Source organism: Solibacillus sp. FSL W8-0372 (assembly GCF_037969735.1).
GTDB classification, from domain to species: domain Bacteria; phylum Bacillota; class Bacilli; order Bacillales_A; family Planococcaceae; genus Solibacillus; species Solibacillus faecavium.
This window is the reverse complement of sequence record NZ_CP150204.1, coordinates 326,122-351,740: the sequence shown is the minus strand read 5'-3', so window position 1 is coordinate 351,740 and position 25,619 is coordinate 326,122. Positions and strand designations below refer to the sequence as shown.

27 protein-coding genes are annotated in these 25,619 nt (G+C 37.5%); 6 read left to right on the top strand and 21 right to left on the bottom strand.

Annotated elements, in window-relative coordinates; translation table 11 throughout:
- Together pxpB and MKY13_RS01750 are read left to right on the top strand one after the other, a co-directional pair.
- Positions 1-702 (top strand): 5-oxoprolinase subunit PxpB, encoded by a 702-nt coding sequence (gene pxpB, locus MKY13_RS01755; RefSeq protein WP_339214937.1) that lies wholly within the window; start codon positions 1-3, stop codon positions 700-702.
- Positions 696-1,622 (top strand): biotin-dependent carboxyltransferase family protein, encoded by a 927-nt coding sequence (locus tag MKY13_RS01750; RefSeq protein WP_339214936.1) that lies wholly within the window; start codon positions 696-698, stop codon positions 1,620-1,622. Before pxpB ends, MKY13_RS01750 begins: the two co-directional genes overlap by 7 nt.
- Positions 1,623-1,671: 49 nt before the next feature.
- Here MKY13_RS01750 and MKY13_RS01745 read toward each other — a convergent pair whose 3' ends face one another.
- The 10 genes from MKY13_RS01745 to MKY13_RS01700 all read right to left on the bottom strand — a co-directional run bounded on the left by MKY13_RS01745 (position 1,672) and on the right by MKY13_RS01700 (position 10,613).
- Positions 1,672-2,994 carry an FtsX-like permease family protein gene (locus MKY13_RS01745; protein ID WP_339214934.1) on the bottom strand — a complete coding sequence of 441 codons (1,323 nt, stop codon included), beginning with the start codon at positions 2,992-2,994 and terminating at the stop codon, positions 1,672-1,674.
- Positions 2,984-3,682: an ABC transporter ATP-binding protein gene (locus MKY13_RS01740; protein WP_339216828.1), complete on the bottom strand. Its 699-nt coding sequence runs from the start codon at positions 3,680-3,682 to the stop codon at positions 2,984-2,986. Before MKY13_RS01740 ends, MKY13_RS01745 begins: the two co-directional genes overlap by 11 nt.
- A 232-nt stretch (positions 3,683-3,914) precedes the next feature.
- Complete coding sequence (locus MKY13_RS01735) at positions 3,915-6,053, bottom strand: beta-propeller domain-containing protein (RefSeq protein ID WP_339214932.1); 2,139 nt, start codon at positions 6,051-6,053, stop codon at positions 3,915-3,917.
- Positions 6,054-6,223: 170 nt separating this feature from the next.
- Positions 6,224-6,622 (bottom strand): VOC family protein, encoded by a 399-nt coding sequence (locus MKY13_RS01730; RefSeq protein WP_339214930.1) that lies wholly within the window; start codon positions 6,620-6,622, stop codon positions 6,224-6,226.
- A gap of 29 nt (positions 6,623-6,651) precedes the next feature.
- On the bottom strand, positions 6,652-7,029 hold the full coding sequence (locus MKY13_RS01725) for a VOC family protein (protein WP_339214928.1): 378 nt from the start codon (positions 7,027-7,029) through the stop codon (positions 6,652-6,654).
- A 38-nt stretch (positions 7,030-7,067) separates the two neighbouring features.
- Positions 7,068-7,712 (bottom strand): alpha/beta hydrolase, encoded by a 645-nt coding sequence (locus MKY13_RS01720; RefSeq protein WP_339214926.1) that lies wholly within the window; start codon positions 7,710-7,712, stop codon positions 7,068-7,070.
- A 26-nt stretch (positions 7,713-7,738) separates the two neighbouring features.
- Positions 7,739-8,596 carry a protein phosphatase 2C domain-containing protein gene (locus tag MKY13_RS01715; protein ID WP_339214924.1) on the bottom strand — a complete coding sequence of 286 codons (858 nt, stop codon included), beginning with the start codon at positions 8,594-8,596 and terminating at the stop codon, positions 7,739-7,741.
- 93 nt (positions 8,597-8,689) lie between these two features.
- The gene (locus MKY13_RS01710) at positions 8,690-9,067 is read right to left on the bottom strand and encodes a VOC family protein (RefSeq protein WP_339214922.1); all 378 of its coding nucleotides are present in this window, start codon (positions 9,065-9,067) and stop codon (positions 8,690-8,692) included.
- Between the two features lie 211 nt (positions 9,068-9,278).
- Positions 9,279-9,479, bottom strand: a complete 201-nt coding sequence (locus MKY13_RS01705; RefSeq protein ID WP_191701229.1) for a cold-shock protein — start codon at positions 9,477-9,479, stop codon at positions 9,279-9,281.
- Between the two features lie 330 nt (positions 9,480-9,809).
- Positions 9,810-10,613 (bottom strand): carbonic anhydrase family protein, encoded by an 804-nt coding sequence (locus MKY13_RS01700; protein ID WP_191701230.1) that lies wholly within the window; start codon positions 10,611-10,613, stop codon positions 9,810-9,812.
- 244 nt (positions 10,614-10,857) lie between these two features.
- Between MKY13_RS01700 and MKY13_RS01695 the strand changes: the two genes are divergently transcribed.
- Entirely contained in the window at positions 10,858-11,172 is a 315-nt protein-coding gene (locus MKY13_RS01695; RefSeq protein WP_191701231.1) for a multidrug efflux SMR transporter, read from the top strand.
- Positions 11,173-11,204: 32 nt separating this feature from the next.
- Entirely contained in the window at positions 11,205-11,549 is a 345-nt protein-coding gene (locus MKY13_RS01690; protein WP_191701232.1) for a multidrug efflux SMR transporter, read from the top strand.
- A gap of 24 nt (positions 11,550-11,573) precedes the next feature.
- Here MKY13_RS01690 and MKY13_RS01685 read toward each other — a convergent pair whose 3' ends face one another.
- From MKY13_RS01685 to MKY13_RS01660, 6 genes are all read right to left on the bottom strand, one after another.
- Positions 11,574-12,293 (bottom strand): ZIP family metal transporter, encoded by a 720-nt coding sequence (locus tag MKY13_RS01685; protein ID WP_191701233.1) that lies wholly within the window; start codon positions 12,291-12,293, stop codon positions 11,574-11,576.
- A 137-nt stretch (positions 12,294-12,430) separates the two neighbouring features.
- The gene (locus MKY13_RS01680) at positions 12,431-12,760 is read right to left on the bottom strand and encodes a four-helix bundle copper-binding protein (RefSeq protein ID WP_191701234.1); all 330 of its coding nucleotides are present in this window, start codon (positions 12,758-12,760) and stop codon (positions 12,431-12,433) included.
- Positions 12,761-12,826: 66 nt separating this feature from the next.
- Positions 12,827-13,285, bottom strand: a complete 459-nt coding sequence (locus MKY13_RS01675; protein WP_191701235.1) for an NUDIX domain-containing protein — start codon at positions 13,283-13,285, stop codon at positions 12,827-12,829.
- 134 nt (positions 13,286-13,419) lie between these two features.
- Positions 13,420-14,610, bottom strand: a complete 1,191-nt coding sequence (locus MKY13_RS01670) for an acyl-CoA dehydrogenase family protein (RefSeq protein ID WP_191701236.1) — start codon at positions 14,608-14,610, stop codon at positions 13,420-13,422.
- A 10-nt stretch (positions 14,611-14,620) separates the two neighbouring features.
- Entirely contained in the window at positions 14,621-15,793 is a 1,173-nt protein-coding gene (locus tag MKY13_RS01665; RefSeq protein ID WP_191701237.1) for a saccharopine dehydrogenase C-terminal domain-containing protein, read from the bottom strand.
- A gap of 137 nt (positions 15,794-15,930) precedes the next feature.
- Entirely contained in the window at positions 15,931-17,409 is a 1,479-nt protein-coding gene (locus tag MKY13_RS01660) for an aldehyde dehydrogenase family protein (protein WP_191701238.1), read from the bottom strand.
- Positions 17,410-17,667: 258 nt separating this feature from the next.
- Between MKY13_RS01660 and MKY13_RS01655 the strand changes: the two genes are divergently transcribed.
- A complete protein-coding gene (locus MKY13_RS01655) occupies positions 17,668-18,465 on the top strand; it encodes a TIGR00266 family protein (RefSeq protein ID WP_191701239.1) in 798 nt (265 codons plus the stop codon).
- A 217-nt stretch (positions 18,466-18,682) separates the two neighbouring features.
- On the opposite strand, the gene MKY13_RS01650 is transcribed toward MKY13_RS01655, so the two are convergent.
- The 5 genes from MKY13_RS01650 to MKY13_RS01630 all read right to left on the bottom strand — a co-directional run bounded on the left by MKY13_RS01650 (position 18,683) and on the right by MKY13_RS01630 (position 25,095).
- Positions 18,683-19,507, bottom strand: a complete 825-nt coding sequence (locus MKY13_RS01650; RefSeq protein ID WP_191701240.1) for an undecaprenyl-diphosphate phosphatase — start codon at positions 19,505-19,507, stop codon at positions 18,683-18,685.
- A gap of 22 nt (positions 19,508-19,529) precedes the next feature.
- Positions 19,530-20,600, bottom strand: a complete 1,071-nt coding sequence (locus tag MKY13_RS01645; protein ID WP_191701241.1) for a metallophosphoesterase — start codon at positions 20,598-20,600, stop codon at positions 19,530-19,532.
- A 237-nt stretch (positions 20,601-20,837) separates the two neighbouring features.
- Entirely contained in the window at positions 20,838-23,027 is a 2,190-nt protein-coding gene (locus MKY13_RS01640) for a HAMP domain-containing sensor histidine kinase (protein WP_339214917.1), read from the bottom strand.
- A 186-nt stretch (positions 23,028-23,213) separates the two neighbouring features.
- The gene (locus MKY13_RS01635; RefSeq protein ID WP_339214915.1) at positions 23,214-23,906 is read right to left on the bottom strand and encodes a response regulator transcription factor; all 693 of its coding nucleotides are present in this window, start codon (positions 23,904-23,906) and stop codon (positions 23,214-23,216) included.
- A gap of 322 nt (positions 23,907-24,228) precedes the next feature.
- Entirely contained in the window at positions 24,229-25,095 is an 867-nt protein-coding gene (locus tag MKY13_RS01630) for an EamA family transporter (protein WP_191701244.1), read from the bottom strand.
- A 118-nt stretch (positions 25,096-25,213) separates the two neighbouring features.
- On the opposite strand from MKY13_RS01630, the gene MKY13_RS01625 reads away from it, so the two are divergent.
- Entirely contained in the window at positions 25,214-25,444 is a 231-nt protein-coding gene (locus tag MKY13_RS01625) for a DNA-binding protein (RefSeq protein WP_191701245.1), read from the top strand.
- Positions 25,445-25,619 lie beyond the last annotated feature (175 nt).

The following is a 25,619-nucleotide window of genomic DNA, read 5'->3' as shown; positions in this document are numbered from 1 at the left end:
ATGCCGGTTCTGCAATTTAGGCAACTAAGCGACAACGCACTATTTGTTCAATTTAGTACGACGATTAATGAACAAGCACACCACCAAATTCAGCAAGCTATGATAACTATCCAACAGCACCCTTTTCCCGGTTTTATCGAGCTTGTGCCGAGCTATACGAATCTTTGTATTTATTATGATCCGTTTATAGTTAGAAAATCTTTACAACCTAACTCATTAAAAACGAGCTCAACAAAAGTACAAAACTATATTGAAAACTTACTTACTAATCAAGACATTTCATCTCAAGAAATGGGCCGGCTAATAGATATTCCAGTTATTTACGGTGGTGAATATGGTCCTGACTTAAACGATGTTGCACATGTTAATGGATTAACACCGGAACAAGTGATAGATATACATACCGCTAAACAGTATCTTGTCTATATGGTTGGCTTTGCACCTGGATTCCCGTTTTTGGGCGGGATGGATAAACGAATCGCAACACCTCGTCATTCCACTCCAAGATTACAAATCGCGGCTGGTTCAGTAGGGATTGCCGGAGAACAAACAGGCATTTATCCGCTTGCAACACCAGGCGGTTGGCAAATTATCGGTCGAACGATGACGCCATTATTTTTACCTGACAAAAACCCTCCTACATTATTACGAGCAGGTGACCGTGTTCGATTTGTAGCCATAAAGGAGGTCATTTCATGCTAAAAGTTATAAAACCAGGAATTTTTTCTACAATTCAAGATGAAGGGCGAACTGGCCATCAACAATATGGGATTATTGCAAGTGGTGTAATGGATTCAGTTGCCTACCGGATCGGCAATGCGCTGTTAAAACAATCCGATAAAGCCGCCATTGAAATGACATTAAATGGCGGGTCATTCGAATTTAAAAAAGCTACAGCATTTGTTTTAACAGGGGGAATGATGCACGCAACACTTAATAATCAGCTAGTTCCCATGTATAAAGTCATTTCTGCTAAAGCAGGTGACGTATTAACATGTGGGACAATATTAAATGGTGCAAGAAGCTATTTCTGTATTGCAGGTGGATTTTTAGTCGATGAAATACTCGGTAGTCGAAGCACCTATTTAAAAGCGCAGTTTGGCGGTTATAAAGGACGAGCACTGCAACCGGGCGATGAGATTCCTTATGAGGAAACGCGAGTAAAATATGCTGCATATCAAGTAAATACAAAGACCTTCTACGAAAAAGCACCTATTCGTATACTACCAGGAACCGAGTGGCAGCAATTTAGCCGTGGTATGCAAACTAGCTTTATTAATCAATCTTATACAATTTCAAATAAATCCGACCGTATGGGCTATCAATTAGACTCCCACAAGTCCATATCTCTTGAAAAGCCATTTCAATTACTTTCCGAAGCCGTCACATTCGGTACGATCCAATTACCTCCAAGTGGACACCCGATTCTATTAATGGCAGATCGGCAAACAACAGGAGGCTACCCGAAAATTGCACAAGTAATTACCGCTGATTTACATCGTTTAGCGCAGCTCACTCCCCAACAGACACTACTTTTCCAGCTTGTATCACTTGAACAGGCCGAAGAAGCTTATTTTGAACTGGAACAGCAATTACGCTTGCTCGAAGCCGTTCTGAAATAGAAAAAACCTCGTACAAGAAGAGCCCTACTTTTACGAGGTGGAATTTTCCCTATAATTCTTGTCTTAGTGCCTGCATTACTTCGATTTTCGTTGCTTTTCGAGCTGGTCTTAATCCTGATATCATCGCAACACCGATACTAATTGTTGCGGCAATCACTACTAACTGCCATGGAATAGCAGAAAATTGGATATTGCCAAAGTTTTCTTCACCTGTTGCTGCCTCTAAAACAATCGGCAGTAAAAGATTAGATGCAAAGCTTACTAGGTAGGAAATTGCAATGGCTATAACTGTTCCGATAACACCTATAAATGTACTTTCCATTAAAAATAGTCGCTGAATCAGTTTTGGACTCGCTCCAATTGCCTTTAGTACACCAATTTCCCTTGTACGCTCTGTTACCGCCATTGTCATTGTATTGAATATACCGATTGATGCAATTAGTACTGCAATCGTCCCAACAAATACCAGACCTGCCTTTAACACTAAGAAAAAGACATTTAAGTCCTCAAGTTGTTCGGTAACCGAGTATACACCGTAGCCTTTCCCACGTAAATCTTCCAAGATTGGTTTCACGTATTCTAAGCTTTTTGCATAAATATCATAGCGTTCAAAAAATAATTGGTAATCAGCCGGGTTCTCATCAATTACTTGCTTAAAGCTATTTTCAAGAACTGTACGTTGCTCGTCCATCATATAAATTCTATTTTCAATTGCCCATTCATATGTAGGCTTTGGCATCACACCAACAATCGTATATGTCATACGATCTGAAAGCTTGTTCGGATCATCATACGACCTTATCGCAATTTCAATCTCCTTACCGATTAATGAGCTCTTATAGCCTTCTTCTTCTCCATTATAATAAGTACCCTCTGTTTTAGCCGCTTTTTCTTTTTCCTCAATCAATTTGCGGTCTGCCTCATTCAATAACGTTTGACCAAAATGATAGCCGACAACAATTTCATTTTCATTTTTCGGGTATGTGCCTTCTGCTAACGGCTTTGCTATAGAAGCATAATCAGTGAAATTCGTTAATCGTAAACCAGAAATTGTATCCCGGTCTTCAAAAAAGCTTTTCACCTCTGCATCTATTGTCGTTGTTTTTAAAACAGTCTGTACATTTTCTACTGCTTCAATTTCTGCTACTTCCTCTTCCGAAAACTGTGCTTCCCCACCCATAACTTCAATTTTTGTGACGCTTTCACTCGATAAAATTTCTTCCTCCATTGAAGCTTGCAACCCAAATCCGATCGAAGCAAGTACGATTAGAAATGCGCAGCCCATTGTAGCGGCAAGCACCGTCATAAATACGCGTAATTTGTTCTTCTTAATATGCTGCATGACAAAGTCTACTTGATCTTTAAATAACACGGTGATTACCCTCCTTTACTAACTTGCCATCATGCATGCGGAAGCGTTTATCAGCAATCATTGCAACTTCCTCGTCATGTGTAATAATAATAAATGTCAAATCAAGTTCTCGATTTAACTGCTGAATAAGCATCAAAATATCTTGCTCCGTTTCCGAATCGAGGCTCCCTGTAGGTTCGTCCGCCAATAATATTGGGGCATTTGTTACAAGTGCCCGTGCTATACTAACACGCTGCTGTTGCCCCCCTGATAATTCATTTGGGTAATGATCCGTTACTTCCGTCAAACCAACCTTCTGCATAATAACTTCAACACGTTTTCTACGCGCTGAAACATTCATCCCTTTTAATTTTAAAGGCAATTCTATATTTTCAAATGCCGTTAAGCTTGGCATCAGTTGAAAGTTTTGAAATATAAAGCCGTAATTTTCTAAACGAAACTTAGCGCTCGCAGCTTCATTAAATCCCGCGATTTCCTGTGCATTAACGACAATCGAACCATGCTCTGGCTTCATAAAACCTGCTAATATTTGCAGTAAAGTAGATTTTCCAGAACCACTCTTCCCTACGATTGCTACAATCTCACCGCGCTTTACATCAAAGGATACATCCCTCAGTACGGGTACTGTTTTTTCCTTCCCTTTTTTACCGATTGAAAATGTATGTTGTAAGTTATTCACTTTAATCATCATTGTTCACTCCTTTTCCTATACATTTATTGTAAACGGTAAATCTTAATATTTAGAAAGGCTAAAAGTGAAGAAATTCTTAAGAAAAAAGATAAGTACAATAAGTTGCGATTTTCCTTTGGCGGGAGCCGCATAGTAGCAGTAAAGGATAGGAAACTTGTCACTTCATTAGTTCTTTCAAATAAAAAACCGCAAGCACATATTCTCCTGTGTGCCTACGGTTAATTTACTGTTAAAACCCTACTGTTTGCTGCTTTTCAAACGTTTTCCCATTGAAACTTGTTACCTTGGATGGCGACACTGTAAACAATTGATCGTCTACATATAACAATCGTTGTACTACATTATAATAATCTTCATATTGTTCACCTGGACGTGCCTTTTCCATCATGTCAGCTACAAGTTCAATTCCTGAAGCCGTTACTTTATAAATGTGCGCACCTGTTCCTTCATATTTTAATCGGTCTTCCTCTTCTGTCGGTGAGTAAAGTGTTACAGGGAATCCATAATAGTTTTGGCGTGGATCTCTGAATAACGCTTTGTGATCGTGTTGAACAGGAGAATATGTGCCGCGTCCTCCAATCACTAACGCTTGTTTTTCTTTTGGATTATTGAAATCTGTTACATCAAACAAGCTCAGTTTCATACCTTTCGTTAAGATAATCGGCTCTTTAGAACCCTCTTCCATTCGAACTTCCGTATCATAGCCAATTCCCAGTAAATGATTTTCATCAATCGGATGCAAGTAATTACTGAAACCTGGAATTTTCAGCTCCCCTAATACTTTTGGAGCTTTCGGATTTCCTGTATCAATGACAAACAGCGGATCAGTTTCTCTAAATGTTACTAAATACGCTTTATCGCCCATAAAACGAGCAGAGTAAATACGTTCACCCTTTGCTAAATCCTTGACTGCCCCAACCTGCTTCATATTTTTATCTAAAATAAATAAATGATTTTTCGAATTTGCTGCAGTTCCCCAGGCATTGCCTTCTGTCGTGGCAATACGGAAGTGACCATCATGCTCATCCATTGAAAATTGATTTAATATAGAACCTGTTACTTTTCCTTGTGCCTCCATTTTTAAAGCTGTTTTATTTACTGAAATTTTATAGATTGTCGTTTCATTATTTTGTGGTGCTGGCATGATATTGGAGACGGCTGTATCTGCGGTTTCAATTTCCGGCCAGAAACCGTAATGATTCATAGACGCAATATAGATCGCATTTTCGGACATATACATTTGACCGCTGCTTCCTAGAAAGCTCTCTGTTTTCCATTCATTTGACTTCACATTGCTGACATCGATTGCCGAAACGATCAAATAATTCGGCTCATTGCTTTCCGGTAAAAGACGGATTTTATCGATTGGCATAATTGTTTCCTTTTTACCATCATACGTAGACGGACGCAATTCAACATTCGGTGTCTCTTGAAGCAGCCAGTAGTTCGGTGTAAGACTCGACACTACATATAAATAGTTTCCGGATTTGCGAATATTTAATATACCACCATCATGACCTACTTCACGTACTAATGTTGCGTTTTTAGCATCGGTCACATCATAAAACGCTACTGTTGATACGGATTTCCCATCATACGGTTCCTTTTGTGTCTGAACATAAGACGAGTATCCAACTATTAATGTTTTATCATGTATCATTAGATGATTCGGATAAATATCTTTACCAACAGTTATACGCTTCACCACTTTTAAATCTTTCGTATCGACAATTGCTACCTTGTTATCAATAATCGTGTAAATATATCGACCGTCTGTAACCGTAATGTCCCCTTCATCAATACCTTCTACTTGATTATTTGTAGTAGAATGACTCGGACCCCCGCTACTTTTTGCACTATTATCCATCGACATAGCGGATTCCTCTTTTGCCATATCATTTGTTACCATATCGTTAAATCGATTCGACAATGAATTTTCTGCCGCTAAAAATGCGCGAAAATAATCTTTTAAATCTTCTGTTGAAACAATATTTTTCACTTTCTTAACGACTACAAGTGTCACAGACTGTTCCTGCTGCAATTTAGTTTTCTTTGCAAAGGCATCTTTTTTGATTTGAAGTGTGTATTTCCCTAAATTTAACCCATCTACAGATAAAATTTCCCCGTTGCTATTAATCGAAAGTTTAGCCTTTGTAGCCTTCTCGTTTTCATCTAATACAACGATAGAACCATCCGTTAAACTCTCTTTCGTAATTGGTTGCTTCAATGTAATCGAATACGTTTCCCCTTTAAATGAAATACCTGTTGCCTGCACTTCTGTGTTTTTAGTAAAGAAAAAATAGCCAAATACTAAAATTGCGACAAGTGAAGTAATTAATCCCATTCCAAAAAGCTTGCCATTTTTCATAAAAACCCTCCTTTTCCATTCTTTTGTATTTAATTAGACTTGGAAATAACGGAAAGGTTACAGAACAAATAAAAATTTTTACACATATCTTTACAAACAAACAAGCCACCGCTTTGATCAAAATATAATCAAAGCGGTGGCTTGTTTTCTCCAATAGAAAATAACCCTCTTTATTTAAAGGAAGGGCTAAGCTCACTCCATACATCAAATTTATTACCATCCGGATCAAAAAAAGTAAAATTCCGGCCAGCATGTCCTCTGTCTTCAATTTCTCCAACGTTTATTTCACTTTGCTTAAAATCTTTGTGTAATGCTTCTAATGCCTTTATTCCATCGACTTCAAATGTTAACGAAAAACGCTCACTCCCGTAAATATCCAAGAAATTGGAGCTTTGGCCTTCAAGGGACTTTACAAGAAAGATACTTTGATTGGCCAAGTTTAAAATAGCTTTGTCCTCATCTTTGTAGCTTAACTCTGCTTCTAGTTTTTTTACATACCAATCAGCAGCAAGGTCTACATTCGTTACTGGAATATATGTTGTACCTATTCTTAGTAATTTCTCACTCATTTTTATCTCCTTTCAGCTTTTAAAAGCCTTTATTTACAGACTCCCAATGGATTGCCATCCGGATCATAAAAAGTGAAAAATCTAGTGGATCCTTCCCCTCCAATTGAATTCACCTTTACACCTTTGGTCAGAAGAGTCTTATGGGCTTCTTCTATATCTGTAGGAATAAAATTATAGTATTTGCCTACCCCAAACTTGTTCTCCGGGAACTTCATTGGTACATGATTCAAGGTCTTCACTAAACATACTACCGTTTGGGACTCTTCTCCGATTTGCATGACAGCTGCCTCTTCTTCAATGTAAATTATTTTAAATCCCAGTACTTCTTCATACCATTTAGCCGAAATAGCTGGGTCTTTTACAGGGATAAAAACACCTTCCATTCCCTTAAAAATGGGGATAGTCATCTAATCAACTCCTTGTTATTGTTCCTAGCAATCTGTATTTAAAATTCATAAATTTCTTTAATCACACTTTTTAATACATCAATTGAAGTAACGGGGTCATTCTCATATTGCAAACCATGATTTACATTAGGGAATAGTGTGGAAACAATGTTCGTATTTTGAACTATTTGCTCATATCTTTCTGCATTATAATGCTGATCGTTGTCACCGATAAAACACAATCCTCTGTTTTCTGCTTTTACCATCGCCTCAAAAACATCTTCCCTTTTAATAAGCGGAGTTAGCCAAACTGCTTTTGCATCTTTAAAAATATTTCTTTTTAACTCAGATGACATAGCAATCGTTCCTAAAGATTTGCCGATCAGACAAAAGGATTCATACGATTCATCATTTAAAACATGATCGATAACTACCCTTACATCATGCTTAATCGCATCACTAATTTCATCGATACTGAAATTATCATAGAATTTGTCATTATAAGAGTAATTGACTTGTAACACATCGGAGGATGTATTTAAAAACACTCCAGTCGAATAATGAAAGAGAGGAGCTTGCGTGCTATATCCAGCTCCAGGAAGCATGATTACTAAATTTTTTGAATCCTCATTGGTGCTTAATAAAGTGTAGGGAATTTTCATTTCCTTATATCCCACTACTGAATCCGTTTTTACTTTAAACATAGAAATGCCTCCTATTCTTCATAAATTTATAAGTCACTTGGTTCACTCGCATTTCTTTCTACATTAACTATCCACGAAATAATAGTAGTGCTATCTCGTACTCCCTTTTCTTCAATCTCCTTTAATAAATTCTGCACGGAATCTTGATGGGATTTGGCGTTATCAAATACCTTCATAATTTCGGTAGCGTTATGGAAATTACCATCAGGGCATTCCGTTAAACCATCTGTTGTAAGAAAAAGATGGTTCTTTCCTTTTCTTAATTCCCGACGCCCCGTACTATAGCATGGTACATCTAGTTCAAAGGTGTTTACTTGTCCTATCCATTCATAGAAATTTCTTTGGTTCAAAAGATATTGATCCATCTTAGCCAATTCGGGGTGAAACAGATGAAGGATACAATCTCCAACTGAAAACCACCAAACATACTTGTCTTTTCTTAAAACGATAAGACACGCAGTTTCCCCTTGGATCTCTCGACAACTCGCTAGAAAAAGTGGATTTTGAAAAATATGTACTATGTATTTGTCCATTTGATTAAAAGATTCTCGTAATGGCATGTTAAAAATAGTCGTTAAATTTTGTTCTTCCTCTGTAATAGTATTTTTGACAAGTTCGGCGCTCTCTGCTGAATTATGTGCATCGAGGAGCACTACAAATTCCCAATCCTGTTCTTCATCTGACCAAACGATACAGCCATCCTCGTTTTTATATTGACCTGCCGATGAATTACCACCAAAACGACCGATTGTTAAGTTGTTGACTTGCTCAATATGTAGTGTATCTACAAAATGATTTTCACTCCCCACCCAGCTAAATTTATACAATTGCACCCCCCCTTTATTCTTTTTAGATCCACAATTTTTAAATGGAAAACTAATCATGAACTAAACTTTTACTAAAACCTATATTTCTTCCTATATATCCCAATTTTTTATAAAAATCAGGAGACTTTTCGCCACATCGAATGCTAGGAATTAAATTTGCAATTCGCTCATTAAAGCGTGTGTATTGTCTTCACTATCTTTAAAGAAAGCCATCCATGTTTCTGTATGTTCCATTTTTGCAACAATGTGTGGCTCGTCGTTAAAGAAAACTGCTTTTCCAATCAATTCTTTATAAGCTTCTTTTATATCTTCTACCTGAAAGTAGATAACAGAACTTGAATTTGCAAATTCCTCTTTTTCAGGGATAGATAGAAGAAGCCTTTGCCCACTACATTCAAAGAATGCCATACTATCTGTACTAAAAAGTAATGGTAATCCTAATTTATCTTTATAAAACGCAATTGCGTTCTCCATATTTTTTATTGGCACCCCAATCTGCCCAATTTTTTGAATCATATTTGCTTCCATCCTTACTTCCCCTATTCATCAATTTAAGTAATTATAAACTAAACAATCCTTTATCCATTTATTTCGGGATGAAGGCTGCTATAACCTCTTAAAACAAGAAATCTTTATTTAACATGAAAAAACTAATATTCCTTTTCCTGGTAAATTAAGCACCAAAAAAAGAGGCATCCTCGTTAAAGGATACCTCTTCTTTATTATTACATCATTAAAATTAAAGTTTTACGATGTTTGTAGCTTGTGGGCCACGTTGACCGTCTTCGATTTCAAATTCAACTTTTTGACCTTCGTCTAAAGATTTGAAACCGTCGCCTTGGATTGCTGAGAAGTGAGCGAATACGTCGTTTCCGCCTTCAACTTCGATAAATCCAAAACCTTTTTCTGCGTTAAACCATTTTACTGTACCTTGTGTCATTTAAATGACCTCCATTATTCGTATTAATAAGATCATAATTCCTCAAAAAAGAAAAAAATTCACATATTACAAAAAGTATTAAATAAAACACGAATACTCTTTGTAATAGGTGAATTTATTAATGTATTGTAATCCGTCTTATTAACCATAGTATATAACAAATAATTAGTAATGTCCAGTCCAGTGTTTTTAAAGTGATTATTCTACCCCGTATTACTCTTAACATTTAATGTTCTTTATCAAAAAGAGACCATAACGTGATGGTCTCTTTAGCTATGCACTAGTTTGATTACATACTACCTCTTTAAACTATCAGTAAAATTTTTCATTTCAATTTTTATTAACTTCCCGATCATTCAATGGTTGAACAGGTCGATGATTATCCGGGAAAATGCGCTGGAATGCTTGTATCTGTTCTTTTGACATTTCAATTGGCTGTTCAAAAACGTTCCATTTTACCTCTTCTGTACAAGGAGGTGTCGTTAAGGACCCTGCATAATGGAAAGATATTTGATTTTCAGGCAACAAAGCCTGTAAATCAATTAGATAGTCTTCCGTATCTGCTTCTTCCGTTTTTTCAGCCGGTAATTCATTCCAAAGAGCTGCCATTATTTCATTTTCCTTTCCTTCTTGAATCATCAATCCAAGGACAGCTAGGTTTCCATTCTTATCACTATGTACTAAATGCAGCTCCATCTCATAACTTTGACCATTAAACTGATGCTCACTTGGCGTATGGAAATGGAATTGTAAAAGCTTATATTCATTTCCCTCAACAATCATGCTGTTATTTTCTGTTGTAGCATTAGCCTGTACGGTATGACCGTTGTTTATCAGTGTAAAATTGGTTGGCTCATAGTTAATCTGATTTTCTGTTAATTTTTTATCTACTTTCACTTGGGAAAATTCCAGATTAATCGGTGATTGTTCTTCTCCGTTAACACACGCTAAGTTTTCATCGTTTAGTTCACCCCAGTATTCAGGACCTGTAACATCATCATAAGACCATTCCATTTGTTCAGTACTAGCTTTTTCATCTTCTTTTGGTTCAATAGTTTCTGTAGATTGTTCAGCACACGCTGCAAGAGACAAGTTTAAAAATACAGCTAAAGATAAATATCCGAGTTTTTTCATTAATAAAACCTCCTTTTTTAATACATTATCTAGATTACTAAAAATCTGATGATGAATCGCAGAAATATACTTAAAATTAGAAATTCAGTTAATAAATACTACTACTTTATCCATATAAAGCATCATAAAGAATTTAATATTCAATCATTTTATAATACATTTTGTGCATACACTTAAAGTTTTATTTAAAAAAGGTAAAATAATATTGAAAACACTAAAACATTAAAAGATATGAGGGATTACTATGAACGCATATTTTCTATTGGCAGTTGCCATTGTTAGTGAAGTATTTGGAAGTACAATGCTTAAAGCGTCAAGCGGCTTCAAAAAATTATTCCCTGTCATTGGAATAGCTATTGGTTATGCCATCGCTTTTTATGCTTTATCGTTATCGCTGAAGACACTTCCACTTGGTTTGGCATATGCGATCTGGTCTGGAGTGGGGACAGCTTTAACTGCATTAATAGGAATTATCGTTTTTAAAGAGGGCTGGAACAGCAAAAAGCTTTTAGGGTTAGGGTTAATTATTGGAGGCGTTGTTATTTTAAATATTGGCTAACCTACTATCTTGAAGAAGAGAGGAAAAAAAATATGAAAGCATACTTTTTATTAACAATATCAATAATTTGTGAGGTATTCGCTACAACGATGCTAAAAATATCAGATGGTTTCACACTACCTTTACCTTCAGCTGCAGTAGTTCTAGGTTATGGACTTTCATTCTTTTTCCTTGGATTAACTTTGAAAACTTTACCGTTAAGTTTGGCTTACGCTATTTGGGCTGGAGTAGGAACCTTATTAACGCTCTTTGTAAGTGTAGTATTATGGGATGAAGTTCTAAGTATCCTTAAAGTAACAGGCATATTATTAATTATAGGCGGGGTTGTAGTACTAAATTCTGCAACCAATAACAAAGCGGCAGAACCTACAAACTAAGGTACAGCCGCTTTAAAAGCACATTTATAATATTTTCATATAAACCCCTATTATCACCATCCCTATCATAGTCCAAAGTAAAACTTTAAACGCTGACGATTTGATTAATGCAGGGAATAAAATTTCCGATACAGTAACCATAAAAATGATTCCTAAAGTTAAGCCTATTAAGATCGTGTTGATTGACTGGTGTACAAATCCTAAAAAATCACCAATAAAGATACCTAGTGCAACTGGTATCGATACAATAAAGGTAATTAAAAATACAATAAAAAGATTCATTCGCTTTCCTGCCAAAATCAAGGGGGTAAACAAAATAATACCTTCGGGGATACTATGAAATAACAGTGTTTGCAACAATGCCATTGTAAAATCAGAACTTTGATTTGCCCCTAAAATAATTCCCATTGGTATATTGTGAATCGATAGACTGAATATTAATAATAAACTTGCACGAATATACAAATTATCTTTTTCAATATTTTTTTCACTTTCGTTACTATGTAAAGTATTATGCAATACTGCAAAAATAATGATTCCGATTGTAAACCCTAAAAGCGTACTTGCCCAGCCTCCTAATTCAACTGCTTCCGGAAAAATTTCAAAACTAATTAAGCCAAAGATAATACCTGCACAGATCCCGTAAAAAATATCTACTCTCTGATGCAGTCCTTTGAAAAGCCAAGCTATTAGACCACCAATAAATAAGCCTAAAAAGGTACATAAAAAACCTAATAACCACATGCCGTATTATCACCTTTCCATCAGTATAATAAGTGGTATGGTTTATCAGGGTGATTTATGAAAAATCCTTAAAATAAATACTTATTCATAATAAAAAAGCGAATCCTCTATGGAAACGCTCTTTCAAAAAATAAAAATTATGCAATCAGACTTCGGCATGCTTCTGCACATTTAAAACAAGCCTCTGCACATTTTTGACAGTGTTCATGATGGTGATTTTTACACTCATTACCGCATGCTTCACAAATTTGTGCACATACTTGGGCCAGTTCAGAAATAAATGGCGTTCCTCTACTGATTGCCTGTTCAAAGTAAGCACAAATATCTGCACACTCTCTATCAAGACGAATACAGCCTACCCTCATTTTTACATCTTCTTCTTTTAAACAAGCATCATAACAATGATTGCAAGCAGCCATGCATTCATGAAGTGCCTCTATTACTGACTGATAATGTTCATGTGTCATTTAATTTGCCTCCTTTAACTTATTATTTACTCTGATACCCCTCCATTGCATCCTAAAACATACTCATTAATTTATATCACCTAAATAAGTTGCAGCTCTCTCCCCGTTAAAATAAGAAATCAACTGGGGTCTCATTGCTTGCGGGTATAATTTAAAATTCAGTAATTCCTTAATTGGTATCCATTCTGTACCTGATTGTCCAGTGTCGGGGTTGCTTCCGTTATCAAAGCTATCCTGATGTACACGACATAAAAACATAAATTCCGTTTGCTGCGCATGAGCATGTTTAGCAAAGAATTCATGGTTTTTTCCAATGTATTCACGTACAAAAATCAACTCTCCAATTTCCACTTTGGTACCTATCTCTTCCATGCACTCTCTTTCTAATGCTTGATGCAGATTTTCACCATGTTCTTGACCACCGCCCGGTAATGTATAGTATGTACTATTATTTTCCTGTAATTTTATAGCTAATAACTTTCCGTTCTTTACGATAACTGCTTTTGCTGAATTTCTTATTCTCATTTCATTCTTTCCCCCTTACAAATATTTTTTTAGGCTCTTATTTTCCATCCAAAATTGTGGTTACTACTTCTTTTTACTATATTTAACATTAACAAAAAAAGCGAAAGGTTCATAAACCCTTTCGCTCCACTCTATTATTCAAACGGCCAGCTAGGCAGCATACAGCGCAGTTTTTTATCGTTGCGTTTCCCGAGTACATAATCAGCTTGCATAATTGTATGAATTTCCCGCGTTCCCTCATATATAACAGGAGCTTTTGAATTTCGTAAATAGCGCGCTACTGGATACTCATCGGAATAACCATATGCCCCATGAATTTGTACAGCGTCATCTGCAGCTTTATTTGCAAAATCACATGCTTGCCATTTTGCTAAAGAAGTCTCACGGGTATTGCGAACACCTTTGTTTTTCAGCTCCCCTACACGGTATACAAGAAGTTTACTCATTTCATAGCCCGCTTCCATCTTTGCAAGCATTTGACCGACTAACTGATGCCCACCGATTGGCTTCCCAAAAGTTTCACGTTCCTTACAATACTTCACACTGGCCTCGATACAAGCTTGAATTAGACCAACCGCACCGGCTGCTACGGTAAAACGTCCATTATCAAGGGCGGACATGGCAATTTTAAAGCCTTCCCCTTCTTCACCTAGTAAATTATCGATCGGAATTTTTACATCGTCAAAAAACAGCTCGCCAGTATTGCCTGCCCGGATTCCGTACTTTCCTTTAATCGCCTTTGAGCTAAAGCCAGCCCATTCCCGTTCCACAATAAAAGCGGAAATACCGTGATGCGCCTTTTCCTTGTCTGTATAGGCAAAAACGATGAAGTGATCCGCAATATCACATAACGAAATCCATGTTTTTTGCCCATTCAAAATATAATAGTCTCCGTCTCGTTTGGCAAAGGAGTTCATCGCAGCCACATCAGATCCTGCACCAGGTTCTGTTAAGCCAAATGCACCAATTTTCTCACCCTTTGCCTGAGGTGTTAAGTATTTTTCCTTTTGGGCATCTGTACCCCATTGCATAAGCGTCATGCTGTTGAGACCTGTATGCACAGAAACAGCTGTACGAAAAGCTGTATCCCCACGCTCCAGCTCTTCACATACTATCGCAAGCGAGTTATAATCCATTCCAGCCCCGCCGTATTTTTCGGGAATACAGACTCCCATTAGCCCAATTTCGGCTAGGCGCTTCCATACTTTAGGATCAAATCCACCCTTCATATCCCACTCTGCAATATATGGGATGATTTCAGTGTCGACAAATTGCCGCACTGTTTTACGTAAAAGTGTTTGCTCTTCAGTAAACTCGAAGTTCATAAAATCACTCCTACCATTTAACAATCATTGATGAACGATGTGATGTCTCTCTAATGTCGACACCACGCTTTGCCATTTCCTTAATGAATTCACGACCCGGTACTACTGATTCCGGAGCAATTACACCACGCTCGGTAATCATCCCATTGCCAACCATTTGCGCTACGACTGAAATTGTATTGGCTGTCGCACGTGCCATTGCCGTTACATTTTTCTCTAAATCTTTGCGTACTACCATTTCATACTCGTACGTAATTTGTTCTTCTGACTTTTCCCCTGAAATAATCGCACGCAACAATACAGCGTCCGTTTTCTTGCCTAAATCCAATTTTTTCTTCAATACTTCTTTAGTTACTTCCCGAACATTTACTTCCTGCCCGCTAGCTTCTACTATATTGTTTTTATCTAGGAAACCTAACTCAGCTAGTAATTTGAACTTTTCAGCATGGCCTTTATAGCGGATTGTTTTGTATTCTAATGTTTTTACATCCGGGAAAGTTTTGTATAAAGTCGAAATTCCCCCCGATGTATAAAACGCCTCTAGTACACCAAATTCATCAAAGTAAATCGGCTCAATGCCTGTTAAAGATTCTACCTCGGCTAAAATGCCTTTTTGAATCATTTTAGATGGCTCTGTATAGTGGTCGAATACACCATCCAAAGAAAATACACGAGTATAATGCAGCGGTGGCTTCGGCTCTGTTGGAATGCCACCTACGTATAATTTGATTGAGTCAACCGTATCAAGCTTCGTTGCACCATATCCTGCTAGAATATTTACCATGCCAGGTGCTACTCCTAAATCTGGAATAATTGTTACACCTTTTTCAGCAGCCAAATTATTTAGCTGAAAAATTGATTCAGTAATGCCGCCTATATGACCGCCTAAATCAACCGAATGAACCCCTACATCAATTGCAGCTTTTGCTACGCGTTCATTGAATGTATAGAACAATGCATTAATAACTACATTTCCACGTCCCATTACTTCACGTAAATCTTCATCACAGTCTGCATCTAGCTGTACAACCTCTACTTTTTTTGTATTTAAAGTATCGACGAATTCCTTCGCGTTTTCGATTGATAAATCTGCTAAATATACTGTTTCTACTTCTTTACTATCGACTAAATCGCGTGCAATTTCTTTCCCCATCAAACCAGCACCAAGCACTACTACTTTCATGTAAACATCCCCTTTTTTTGTATGTCAATTATGCCTCGGCACAATTGCGTCCTGTGACATCCTCCGAAAGCTATCTCATTCAGGAACTGCTTGAATGAAGATAAAGTAATCTAAGATAATTCGCACTAGGCGAAAGATCATGCGTTATCGATTTGAGCGCGTTGCAACTTCCCACTGTAATCAACGTAAATGCTCTTCCATTCCGTATAGACATCAAGAGCTGCTTGCCCTGAATCGCGATGTCCATTTCCAGTACCTTTTGTACCTCCAAACGGTAAATGGATTTCAGCTCCTGTTGTCCCAGCATTTACATACACAATACCTGTATCAAGTAATTGCTGTGCTTTGAAGATTTTATTTACATCCTGTGAGAATATTGAGCTTGATAAGCCAAACTTCACATTGTTGTTTACTTCAATTGCTTCTTCTAAACTACTTACTTCAATAATGCTAACGACAGGACCAAATATCTCCTCCTGTGCCAATATACTCGTTGACTCCACATCGGTGAAAATCGTAGGTGCATAATAGTAGCCCCTTGCCAAGTCACCGTCTGTTAATATCTCTCCACCTATAAGTAAGTTTGCACCTTGCTGCTTGCCTATTTGGACATAATGGTTAATTTTTTCGAGTGCTGCCTTATTAATGACTGGCCCTATTTTGATTGTTGGATTCAGTCCGTCTCCAATTGTCAGCTGCTTAGTTGCTTCCACAAGACGTTTCTCCAACTCCTGTTTTACATCTTTATGCACGATAACTCGGCTACATGCTGTACAACGTTGACCGGCCGTGCCAAACGCACTCCATAAAATGCCTTCCAATGCTAAATCTAAGTTTGCATCATCCATCACGATGACTGCATTTTTCCCGCCCATTTCAAGCGATACTTTTTTCAAATGTTTTCCGCCAAGCTCCGCTACTTTGCTACCTGTTGTTGTAGATCCCGTAAAGGAAATAATGCGTATGTCCGGATGCTCAACCATTGCAGTACCGACTGTAGGTCCAGAGCCAAATACTACGTTTACAACGCCTGGCGGTAACCCGACCTCTTCAAAGATTTTAGCTAATTCGTATGCCATAAAAGGCGTTTCGTTTGAAGGCTTCCATACAACTGTATTGCCTGCTATAAGAGCTGGGAAAGCCTTCCATGTTGCAATCGCAATAGGGAAATTCCATGGTGTAATAAGCCCTGCTACCCCAATTGGTGCACGTACACTCATCGCAAATTTATTTGGCAACTCCGAAGGAACAGTTTCACCAAACAAACGTCTCCCTTCCGCTGCCATATATAGCGCCATATCAATACCTTCCTGTACTTCGCCACGTGCTTCTTCGATTACTTTACCCATCTCTTTTGTCAGCGTTTGTGCCAGATGTTCTTTTTTCTCTTTTAATTTAAATGCAATTTCATATAAATAATCGGCACGTTTTGGTGCTGGGACAAGTGCCCACTCTTTTTGTGCCTCTTTCGCTTTTTGTGCAGCTAATTCGACTTGAAATTTTGTCGAAAGTGGTATTGTTCCTAACTGTTCACCATTTGCAGGATTTATCACAGACATTGTTTGCAATGAAGTATCTTCCATCCATTCTCCACCAATAAAATTTAACAGTTTCATTACCCCACCTCACAAATTCTAGTTTTCTCTTATATCATTCGACATTTTCTACTTTATCCCCTTTTTTTCTACGCAATAATATACATAAAATTCTGACAAATACCGAGTAAATTGAGGGGAAATAAGGAAATACTCAATCCCGGTAAATATTAATTTGCTTAAATATTTGCCAAATATATTTCCGTTACTTTGAAACTTTTGAAATTTATAAGCGTATGTATGTTGTATATAAATTTTGTTTATTAAGGGGATATGTATATGAAAAACCACGAAATTGATTATGTATTACATGGAGACGACATGCAGTTTGTAGAAGTAGAGCTCGACCCTCAGGAAACGGTTGTGGCTGAAGCAGGAAGTTTAATGATGATGGAAGATCAGATTCAAATGGAAACTGTATTTGGTGATGGATCTGCAAACCAAGGTTCTGGTCTGATGGGGAAATTACTAGGTGCAGGAAAACGATTAATTACAGGCGAAAGTTTGTTCATGACGATGTTTACGAACAATGGCTCCGGTAAACGTAAAGTTTATTTCGCCTCACCATATCCAGGTAAAATTATTCCTATGGATTTAAGCCAATTAGACGGCAAAATTATTTGTCAAAAGGATGCATTTTTAGCTGCAGCAAAAGGTGTTTCAGTAGGCGTAGAATTTCAGCGGAAATTAGGAACTGGATTCTTCGGTGGAGAAGGCTTCATCATGCAGAAACTTGAAGGAGATGGGATGGCTTTCGTCCATGCGGGCGGAACGATTTATGAACGCAAACTTCAGCCAGGCGAAACATTGCGTATTGATACAGGGTGTTTAGTTGCGATGACACAAGACGTCCGTTACGATATCGAAATGGTACGCGGTATTAAAACAGCGCTTTTCGGTGGAGAAGGTTTATTCTTCGCCACACTATCTGGACCAGGAACAGTCTGGGTGCAGTCATTGCCATTTAGCCGTTTAGCTAGCCGCGTGTTCGCAGCTGCACCGGTTTCTCAAGGCGGTGGCGGTAAAGATGCTGGTGAAGGCGGCATCGGCGGATTATTTGATATGTTTAATAAATAGCTTAAACAAGGCATGTTCTGAACCCTCTTTCAGAATATGCCTCATTTTGATTTAAAATGTTTGCATCGTTTCTTCTCATTTACTCATTTCAAAATATCCCACTGGCGAATGGCTTCCTTTACTTCCGATTTTACATTGCTTAAATCGGCTATAATCGCCATTACAATTCGACAAAAAGACGCCAAATTACTACAAATATTTGACGTCTACGATTTCACTATATAGATAGAATAAAAATTAAAATTAAAGCCAATACAATTCGATATACTGCAAAGGGTGTGAGCTTTACCTTGGAAATCAGCTTCAGGAAGAACTTTATCGAAATAAGGGCAAATATAAATGCGCTTATAAAGCCTACTGCATAAAAAGAAAAGTGATCGGCATTAATTTGGTCCCAGTTTTTCACAAGTGACAAACCGCTCGCCCCTGCCATTATCGGTACCGCCATAATGAATGTAAAATCTGCAGCTGTTTTATGATCTAGTCCAAGTAAAACGCCTCCTGAAATAGTCGATCCCGAACGCGAAAACCCTGGCCAAAGCGACAAACATTGAATAACCCCAATTTTGAAGGCTTTACTGTAAGATATATTGTCTAAAGAAGTAATTGAAGGTTTTCTAGGTCCAAATTTATCAGCAATAATCATAAATACAGCTCCGATTATCAGCCCAATAATTACTGTTTTAATGCTGAATAAGTTTTCGTCTATAAAATCTTCAAATAATAGACCAAAAACTCCTGCTGGAATAATACCGATCAGCACATGCCCTAAATTAAACCGGGTCGATTGCTGCCCTTCCATTTTATATAGTCCGACTAAGCTCAATAACCGTTTCCACATTACAAAAACGACTGCCAATATTGATCCTAGCTGTATAACTATTTTAAAAGTATTGGCAGACCCCGAACCTAAAAACTCCTTCGTCTGCAGCCACATATCATCAACAATAATCATATGTCCTGTTGAAGAAACTGGTGCAAACTCGGTCATCCCTTCCACAAATCCTAAGATTAAAGCTTTTAATAGCTCTATCCATTCCATATACTTGCTCCTTTTGCAAACGTTATTCGCTAAATTTCACATCAATTACCCAGAGTTCGGATTGACTGCCTAAACGTGTAGGAGGTCCCCAGAAGCCAAAGCCGCTTGAGACAAGCGCATGCATTTGTTCCTTTTGACGATGGCCATAATCCAATTCAAAGATTCGTTCTGTTATGAAATGATTTGGCCACATCTGTCCTCGATGGGTATGTCCAGATACGTGAAAATCTACACCTAAATTAGCCGGCTCATCCAAATCCATTGGCGTATGATTCATAACAAACCAAGGAAGTTCCTGATTTTCTGGCTGTAGCTCATTTAATGCCAACCTTTTCTTATTTGTTAAATCTTCACGTCCTGTTAAATAAAAACGATTATCCACTAAAATTGTTTCATCCATTAAAATACGAACATTCGATTCAGTCATTGCTTGTTTAAATTCAGGAATTTCATTGCCATAATACTCATGATTTCCCGGTACTCCATAAACACCATATGTTGCCTGAAGGTTTTTCATCACTTCCCCCATGCCTTTATTAATAAAGCGCTGAGGACTGTCATCAACAAGATCTCCCGGTAATAGCACTAAGTCCGGTTTTTGTTCGTTGGAGAGCTTAACAAACTTTTCTAAATGCCCTGTCCCGGATAACAGACCGAGGTGGAAATCTGATGCCATAACAATACGCATATCTTCTCCAGGCTTATTTATCTCGATAGTAGCATTCCGTACTACTGGAGAGTATGCAAAATATGTACCCGCAATTAATAAAATGACTAGTAAACCAACAACACCTGTTCCAACCATTTTCGTCGAAAGCGGTGAAAACTTAATTATCAGATTAGCTATAATACAGAGAATCAGCCCATACTGCAAAAAGAACATCCAATAACTACCTAGTACTGTTAAAGGCGTCAGTAATGGGTGGAGCTTTCCTATAAAATAACCATAGGAAATGAGAAATAAAAATGTCCAATAAACAATTGGCCAGCGGAATTGCTGAATGGACAGTAGCCATGCCCTTAAATTCCAGCCGAGATAAAACGTAATGCCACTATATATTGCTATCGCCAAGATGCCGAATAATATTCGCATTATACTTAAACCCCTCACATATTTAATGTTGCTATTTTACTACATTTCAACATTTTGACGTTAATAAAGAAGATTATTTGTAAAAAATTTATTTCAGATCATGCTTATTTCTAATAGATTTAGTCATCTTCAATATCCCTTTAATATGCTTTTATATCCATACTATTATAACCCAACTATTTCTCCTACAGGAAAAAACTGCAGCAAGGGTCATCCCCTTACTGCAGTTTCTTCTGCTTATTTTTCTGTACGAACACTCACTGTTACTTTAAAAAGATCTCCGTCTACTGCTATTTCCAATTGCCCACCATGAAGATCAACAATGGACTGTGCAATCGCAAGGCCTAGCCCAGAGCCTTCTGTATGACGCGACGTATCTGCACGTTTAAAGCGTTCAATTAATTGTGATGCCTCTTCATATAGCTCATACTTTGCAACATTTTTAACCGCTAACTCTGCGTTTCCGTCAACTAATTTTAAGTTCACATAAACACGCGTGCCTTCTAATGAATACTTACGAGCATTGACGATTAAATTATCGATTACTCGCCACCATTTCTGCCCATCTACATAAGCATATATTGGTTGCTCTGAAATATTTACTCGTAAATCTAAATTTGCCGCCGCGAAATCTTCCCCATGCTCACCAGCCGCCTGCTGCAACAGTTGGGCTAAATCGATGCGCTGCTTGGAGATTTCTATATTGCCACTCGCCATTTTCGATACTTCAAACAAATCTTCTATCAATGTTTTTAAACGATTCGATTTTGCATCTAAAATCCCAATATACTTAGTGCGTTCTTCCTCGCTAATCGATGGATTTTTCAGTAAATCCGTATACGTAATAATTGACGTTAACGGTGTACGCAAATCATGACTTACATTTGTTATTAGTTCTGTTTTCATTTGTTCACTTTTAGCCTGCTCATTCAGACTAGTACGAACGCCTTCACGCAGCCCGTTTAAATTTTGTGCATGTTTCGCTAAAGGAGATTTCCCCTTCACTTTCAGGTCTTTTGTTAAACGGCCGTTTGCCATATCTTCTGTATGCTTCATAATACGGTTTAGGTAGCCCATACGACGCATGAAAATATAAAGTGTTGGCATGAAGAATACTACAAATAAGAACATATAAAACAGGAAAACTCCTGCGTCTGCTGTTGCCATCACAACTGCAAGTCCAAACCCTCCGAGGAACACTACAAATAGTAATATTAGTGACTGCATCCCTACAGAGCGATTATCAAACATTGATTTTGCAGCGTCTACTACTTGCGATGTAAAAGTGTGAGGCCAAATTTTTTCTAAATTTCGCTCGTTCTTCAAACTTTCAGCTATCGAAACTATTATAAATATGACTGCGGTAATAAATACAAAACTGATGATCCCAGTTATGAATAAATCAATAATATGACTGTAATTACCGGTTATATATACTTGTAATCGAATAGATCTTATAAACATCTCATTCGTTATAATCGCGAAGTAAGCAACAATAACCATTGCTACAATTCGGATATCAATCGGTAAGCGTTCAAATTGATCACGCAGTGGGAATTTCCGGTTGAAGTCCTCCCGATTTGGTTCTAAATAAGTCATTAATAATACAAAGCTAATAATTCCTGCAAGAACCATTCCATAATATATATATTTCGTAATAGTAAATGCTTTCTGGTCTGTTCCTAAATACGAGTTATCAAACCAAGATTTTGGAACCGTTACAACACCCGAAATACTTTGTAAATCCCTGTCAATCGTATAACTATCTCGAATAATCCCTAGATTATCATGGTCAGAAAAATGAATCGTATAATTACTATTGAAATCTTTTCCTACATTATTAAACGTATTCTCAAAAACCGATTGCTCATCAACATCGCCATTCCGGTAAACTTCTCCCGTTTTTTCATCTGTGAATTCGTAAGCGAAGTGACTATATTGACTTAATGTATTTTTTCTTTCGCTGTTAATGTTTTTCAGCTCTTCTTGTATCGCTTTTTTCTTTATTGCGATTATTTTGGCCTTAACATAAGCATCGTCTTCGAAATTTTTCCTAATATCCTCTATTTTTGCATCACGCTCTTGCTCAAGTGCTTCAATAACATCCGCGTCTTGTGCTTCCTCTATATCACCTTTATATTGCTCTTTAATATTTTGAATTTGCTCTGCCAGGGAACCGTAATGTGTACGGTAACTATGCATTTCTTCTTCCGAAACGGTTAAGGCTCCTTCAAAATCTTGTTCTGTTGGTACATTAAATAAGTTTTGTGAAAGCTCGGATACTAATCGTTCCGAATCACGCTTAAAATCTTGTGATTCATTAAATGTCTTCCCAAAATAATTACTACCACTTGTAAAAATTAGAATGACTGCGGTCGCCACCACAAATATAAGAAAAAGTTGGAGGTAAATTTTATTGTTCTTCATTCGTTATTCCTCCTAATGGAATGAACATCTACCCTTCATGCAGCAAATGCTCCTTTTTATATTGATAAAAAATATAAAAACTGTCTAACTAACGGGACAAACCGCCCTGTAAAATAATTAAAAAAATACGTTCCGAGATAATAAAATCCAACTACCGCGCTCATTGCCCCAATCCAAGTAAAAACCTTACTTTTCAATTTTATAACCTAGACCCCATACAACTTTTAAATAGCGGGGATTTTTAGGATCGGCTTCAATTTTTTCACGGATTTTACGGATATGGACTGCTACAATATTTTCAGCGTTATATGCAGGTTCATTCCAAACCATTTCATAAATTTCGCCAATCGAAAAAACACGTCCTGCATTTTTTAATAATAGTTCGGTAATTTTATACTCGGTCGGTGTTAGTTTGACAGGCTCCCCGTCAACTCTTACTTCCCTTGCTGCCGCATCAAGTTCAAGTCCTTCGACTAGCGGAGTTGATTCCCCAAGCCCAAGTGTTCCGAAATTGACATAGCGTCGAAGCTGGGATTTTACACGTGCTAACAATTCTAGCGGGTGGAAAGGTTTTGTAATATAATCATCCGCACCAACTGAAAGACCGTGAATTTTATCTGTCTGTTCCGCCTTTGCGCTGAGCATAATAATCGGAATATTACGCTCTGCACGAATTTTAAACGTTGCGGTGATCCCATCCATATTCGGCATCATCACGTCCAAGATTATACAGTGCACTTCGTTTTGCTTCAGCAACTCAATTGCCTCATTCCCATCTGCAGCCTTTAACACCCGATATCCTTCATTTTTCAAATAAATTTCTATGCCGTCCCGTATGTCCTGATCGTCATCAGTCACGAGCACCGTCAGCTGATCCATCCTGCTCACCTCACAACTTTTTCTTATAACTTTATAATAAATGGAACTTCTTAACATCTACCTACTCAAAATCTGAAGAATTTCTTAAGATTTCTTTCATTAAAAGTGATTCTACTTTCGATAAAGTATCGGCTAATAAAAATAACGGATTCTACTTTATTCGTGATACGTTCTACATTCACTGCTAAAGGTTCTACTTTTCATTTAAAAGAATCTACTTTCCGTCCGGAACTTTCTACTTTCGGCACAGCATCGGCTAATAAAATTATGGGGTCTAGGATTTATCCAAAATACCAAATCTTTTCAAAAAAAAAGCTACCTCCTATGAAGCAGCTTTTTTTGCACCTATTGTTAATACTACAATTCCACCTAATAATAAACCAACGCCAATCCAAGCTACAAATGTTAAATGCTCGCCAACTAAAAATACGCCAAGTAATGCTGCTGTTAAAGGTTCAGCCAAACTTAATGTCACTGCAGCGGACGAGCTGATTTTCTTTAATCCGCCCAAAAATAATATGTACGCCAAACTCGTTGCAGCAAGCGCCATAAATAGCATTGCCCAAAGATTCACGCCTTCTGTTACCCAACTGAAACCATCCTTCACTGCCAATGGCAATAAAAATAATGCGCAAAGTGTAAAGGTCATCGCAACCGCTGGTAACGTTTCCTCGCGTTTCATCAACTGCTTACTTACATTCGTATACAGGGCAAACATGAAGCCCGCTGCCAGTGCCAATGCAATTCCAACAGGGTTTATCGTTGTATCTCCCTGATTCATAAACAACAGTAAGCAGCCGACAATCGCCAACACGGTGGCAACTGCCCAGACAAGTGTTGGGCGTACTTTCCAAAAGACCCATTCAATTATTCCTGCAAATACCGGTGAACTTCCTATTGTCACAACTGTCCCTACCGCCACACCTGTAAAACGGACAGATGTGAAAAATAAGCTTTGGAATAAAGCAATTGCAATCGCAGCCAGAATAGTCCACTTCCATGACCATTGACGAAACGAAATTTTTCGCATGAGGATAACTGCGATTAGTAAAACTCCCCCGCCAATTGCCGAACGAATACCAGCAACTGCGAATGAGGAAATACCTTCTGTTAAAAATGTTTGTGTCGTACCGACTGTGCCCCAAAGCATCGCAGCCAATAAAACAAATATGTACGGTAAAATATTCACTATTACACCCCGCTTTTATAACCATTATGCTATCATACGTTGAACAGCCAATCGAGATGAACTTTATCTAAATTATATTTATAATAGAGTTAACCCAAAATTAAAAGGAGGCATCATGATGTATAAATCAGTGGAACAAACTGCAAATGATATAGGCATGTCGGAGCACCAGATTCTACAGTACATTTATGCTGGTCGTATTAAAGCAGTGCATGATGGTGAAAACTTTTTAATTAACAGTGCACAATTTGAAACGTACCATCAGCAACTTGAGCGAATTAAAGAAGAAATCGAAATTTGGAAAAACACTCCTATCCCAGAAGATGTGGATATTAAGGATGAGGACTAAAGAAAATTGCAAAATCTACTCTTCGAAGAAGGCGTGATAATATAGTCACGCCTTTTTGTGATTTAATTTATCTAATTCTAAGAAGCTCACTTAACCAATTTATGTTAATATTAAGTATTATTTACATAAAGTAACCATGTGGAATTCTAATTTACATTTAAAAAGCTCTAGAGGG

Coding starts and splice junctions, on each gene's coding strand:
- MKY13_RS01715 (WP_339214924.1), bottom strand. CDS start 8,596: ATGATTAGTTTTCCATTTAAAAATTGTGGATCTAAAAAGAATAAAGGG.
- MKY13_RS01710 (WP_339214922.1), bottom strand. CDS start 9,067: ATGGAAGCAAATATGATTCAAAAAATTGGGCAGATTGGGGTGCCAATA.
- MKY13_RS01695 (WP_191701231.1), top strand. CDS start 10,858: ATGAACGCATATTTTCTATTGGCAGTTGCCATTGTTAGTGAAGTATTT.
- MKY13_RS01740 (WP_339216828.1), bottom strand. CDS start 3,682: ATGATTAAAGTGAATAACTTACAACATACATTTTCAATCGGTAAAAAA.
- MKY13_RS01680 (WP_191701234.1), bottom strand. CDS start 12,760: ATGACACATGAACATTATCAGTCAGTAATAGAGGCACTTCATGAATGC.
- MKY13_RS01720 (WP_339214926.1), bottom strand. CDS start 7,712: ATGTTTAAAGTAAAAACGGATTCAGTAGTGGGATATAAGGAAATGAAA.
- MKY13_RS01750 (WP_339214936.1), top strand. CDS start 696: ATGCTAAAAGTTATAAAACCAGGAATTTTTTCTACAATTCAAGATGAA.
- MKY13_RS01705 (WP_191701229.1), bottom strand. CDS start 9,479: ATGACACAAGGTACAGTAAAATGGTTTAACGCAGAAAAAGGTTTTGGA.
- MKY13_RS01660 (WP_191701238.1), bottom strand. CDS start 17,409: ATGAAACTGTTAAATTTTATTGGTGGAGAATGGATGGAAGATACTTCA.
- MKY13_RS01685 (WP_191701233.1), bottom strand. CDS start 12,293: ATGTGGTTATTAGGTTTTTTATGTACCTTTTTAGGCTTATTTATTGGT.
- MKY13_RS01735 (WP_339214932.1), bottom strand. CDS start 6,053: ATGAAAAATGGCAAGCTTTTTGGAATGGGATTAATTACTTCACTTGTC.
- MKY13_RS01655 (WP_191701239.1), top strand. CDS start 17,668: ATGAAAAACCACGAAATTGATTATGTATTACATGGAGACGACATGCAG.
- MKY13_RS01700 (WP_191701230.1), bottom strand. CDS start 10,613: ATGAAAAAACTCGGATATTTATCTTTAGCTGTATTTTTAAACTTGTCT.
- MKY13_RS01625 (WP_191701245.1), top strand. CDS start 25,214: ATGTATAAATCAGTGGAACAAACTGCAAATGATATAGGCATGTCGGAG.
- MKY13_RS01730 (WP_339214930.1), bottom strand. CDS start 6,622: ATGAGTGAGAAATTACTAAGAATAGGTACAACATATATTCCAGTAACG.
- MKY13_RS01640 (WP_339214917.1), bottom strand. CDS start 23,027: ATGAAGAACAATAAAATTTACCTCCAACTTTTTCTTATATTTGTGGTG.
- pxpB (WP_339214937.1), top strand. CDS start 1: ATGCCGGTTCTGCAATTTAGGCAACTAAGCGACAACGCACTATTTGTT.
- MKY13_RS01690 (WP_191701232.1), top strand. CDS start 11,205: ATGAAAGCATACTTTTTATTAACAATATCAATAATTTGTGAGGTATTC.
- MKY13_RS01670 (WP_191701236.1), bottom strand. CDS start 14,610: ATGAACTTCGAGTTTACTGAAGAGCAAACACTTTTACGTAAAACAGTG.
- MKY13_RS01635 (WP_339214915.1), bottom strand. CDS start 23,906: ATGGATCAGCTGACGGTGCTCGTGACTGATGACGATCAGGACATACGG.
- MKY13_RS01645 (WP_191701241.1), bottom strand. CDS start 20,600: ATGCGAATATTATTCGGCATCTTGGCGATAGCAATATATAGTGGCATT.
- MKY13_RS01650 (WP_191701240.1), bottom strand. CDS start 19,507: ATGGAATGGATAGAGCTATTAAAAGCTTTAATCTTAGGATTTGTGGAA.
- MKY13_RS01665 (WP_191701237.1), bottom strand. CDS start 15,793: ATGAAAGTAGTAGTGCTTGGTGCTGGTTTGATGGGGAAAGAAATTGCA.
- MKY13_RS01725 (WP_339214928.1), bottom strand. CDS start 7,029: ATGACTATCCCCATTTTTAAGGGAATGGAAGGTGTTTTTATCCCTGTA.
- MKY13_RS01675 (WP_191701235.1), bottom strand. CDS start 13,285: ATGAGAATAAGAAATTCAGCAAAAGCAGTTATCGTAAAGAACGGAAAG.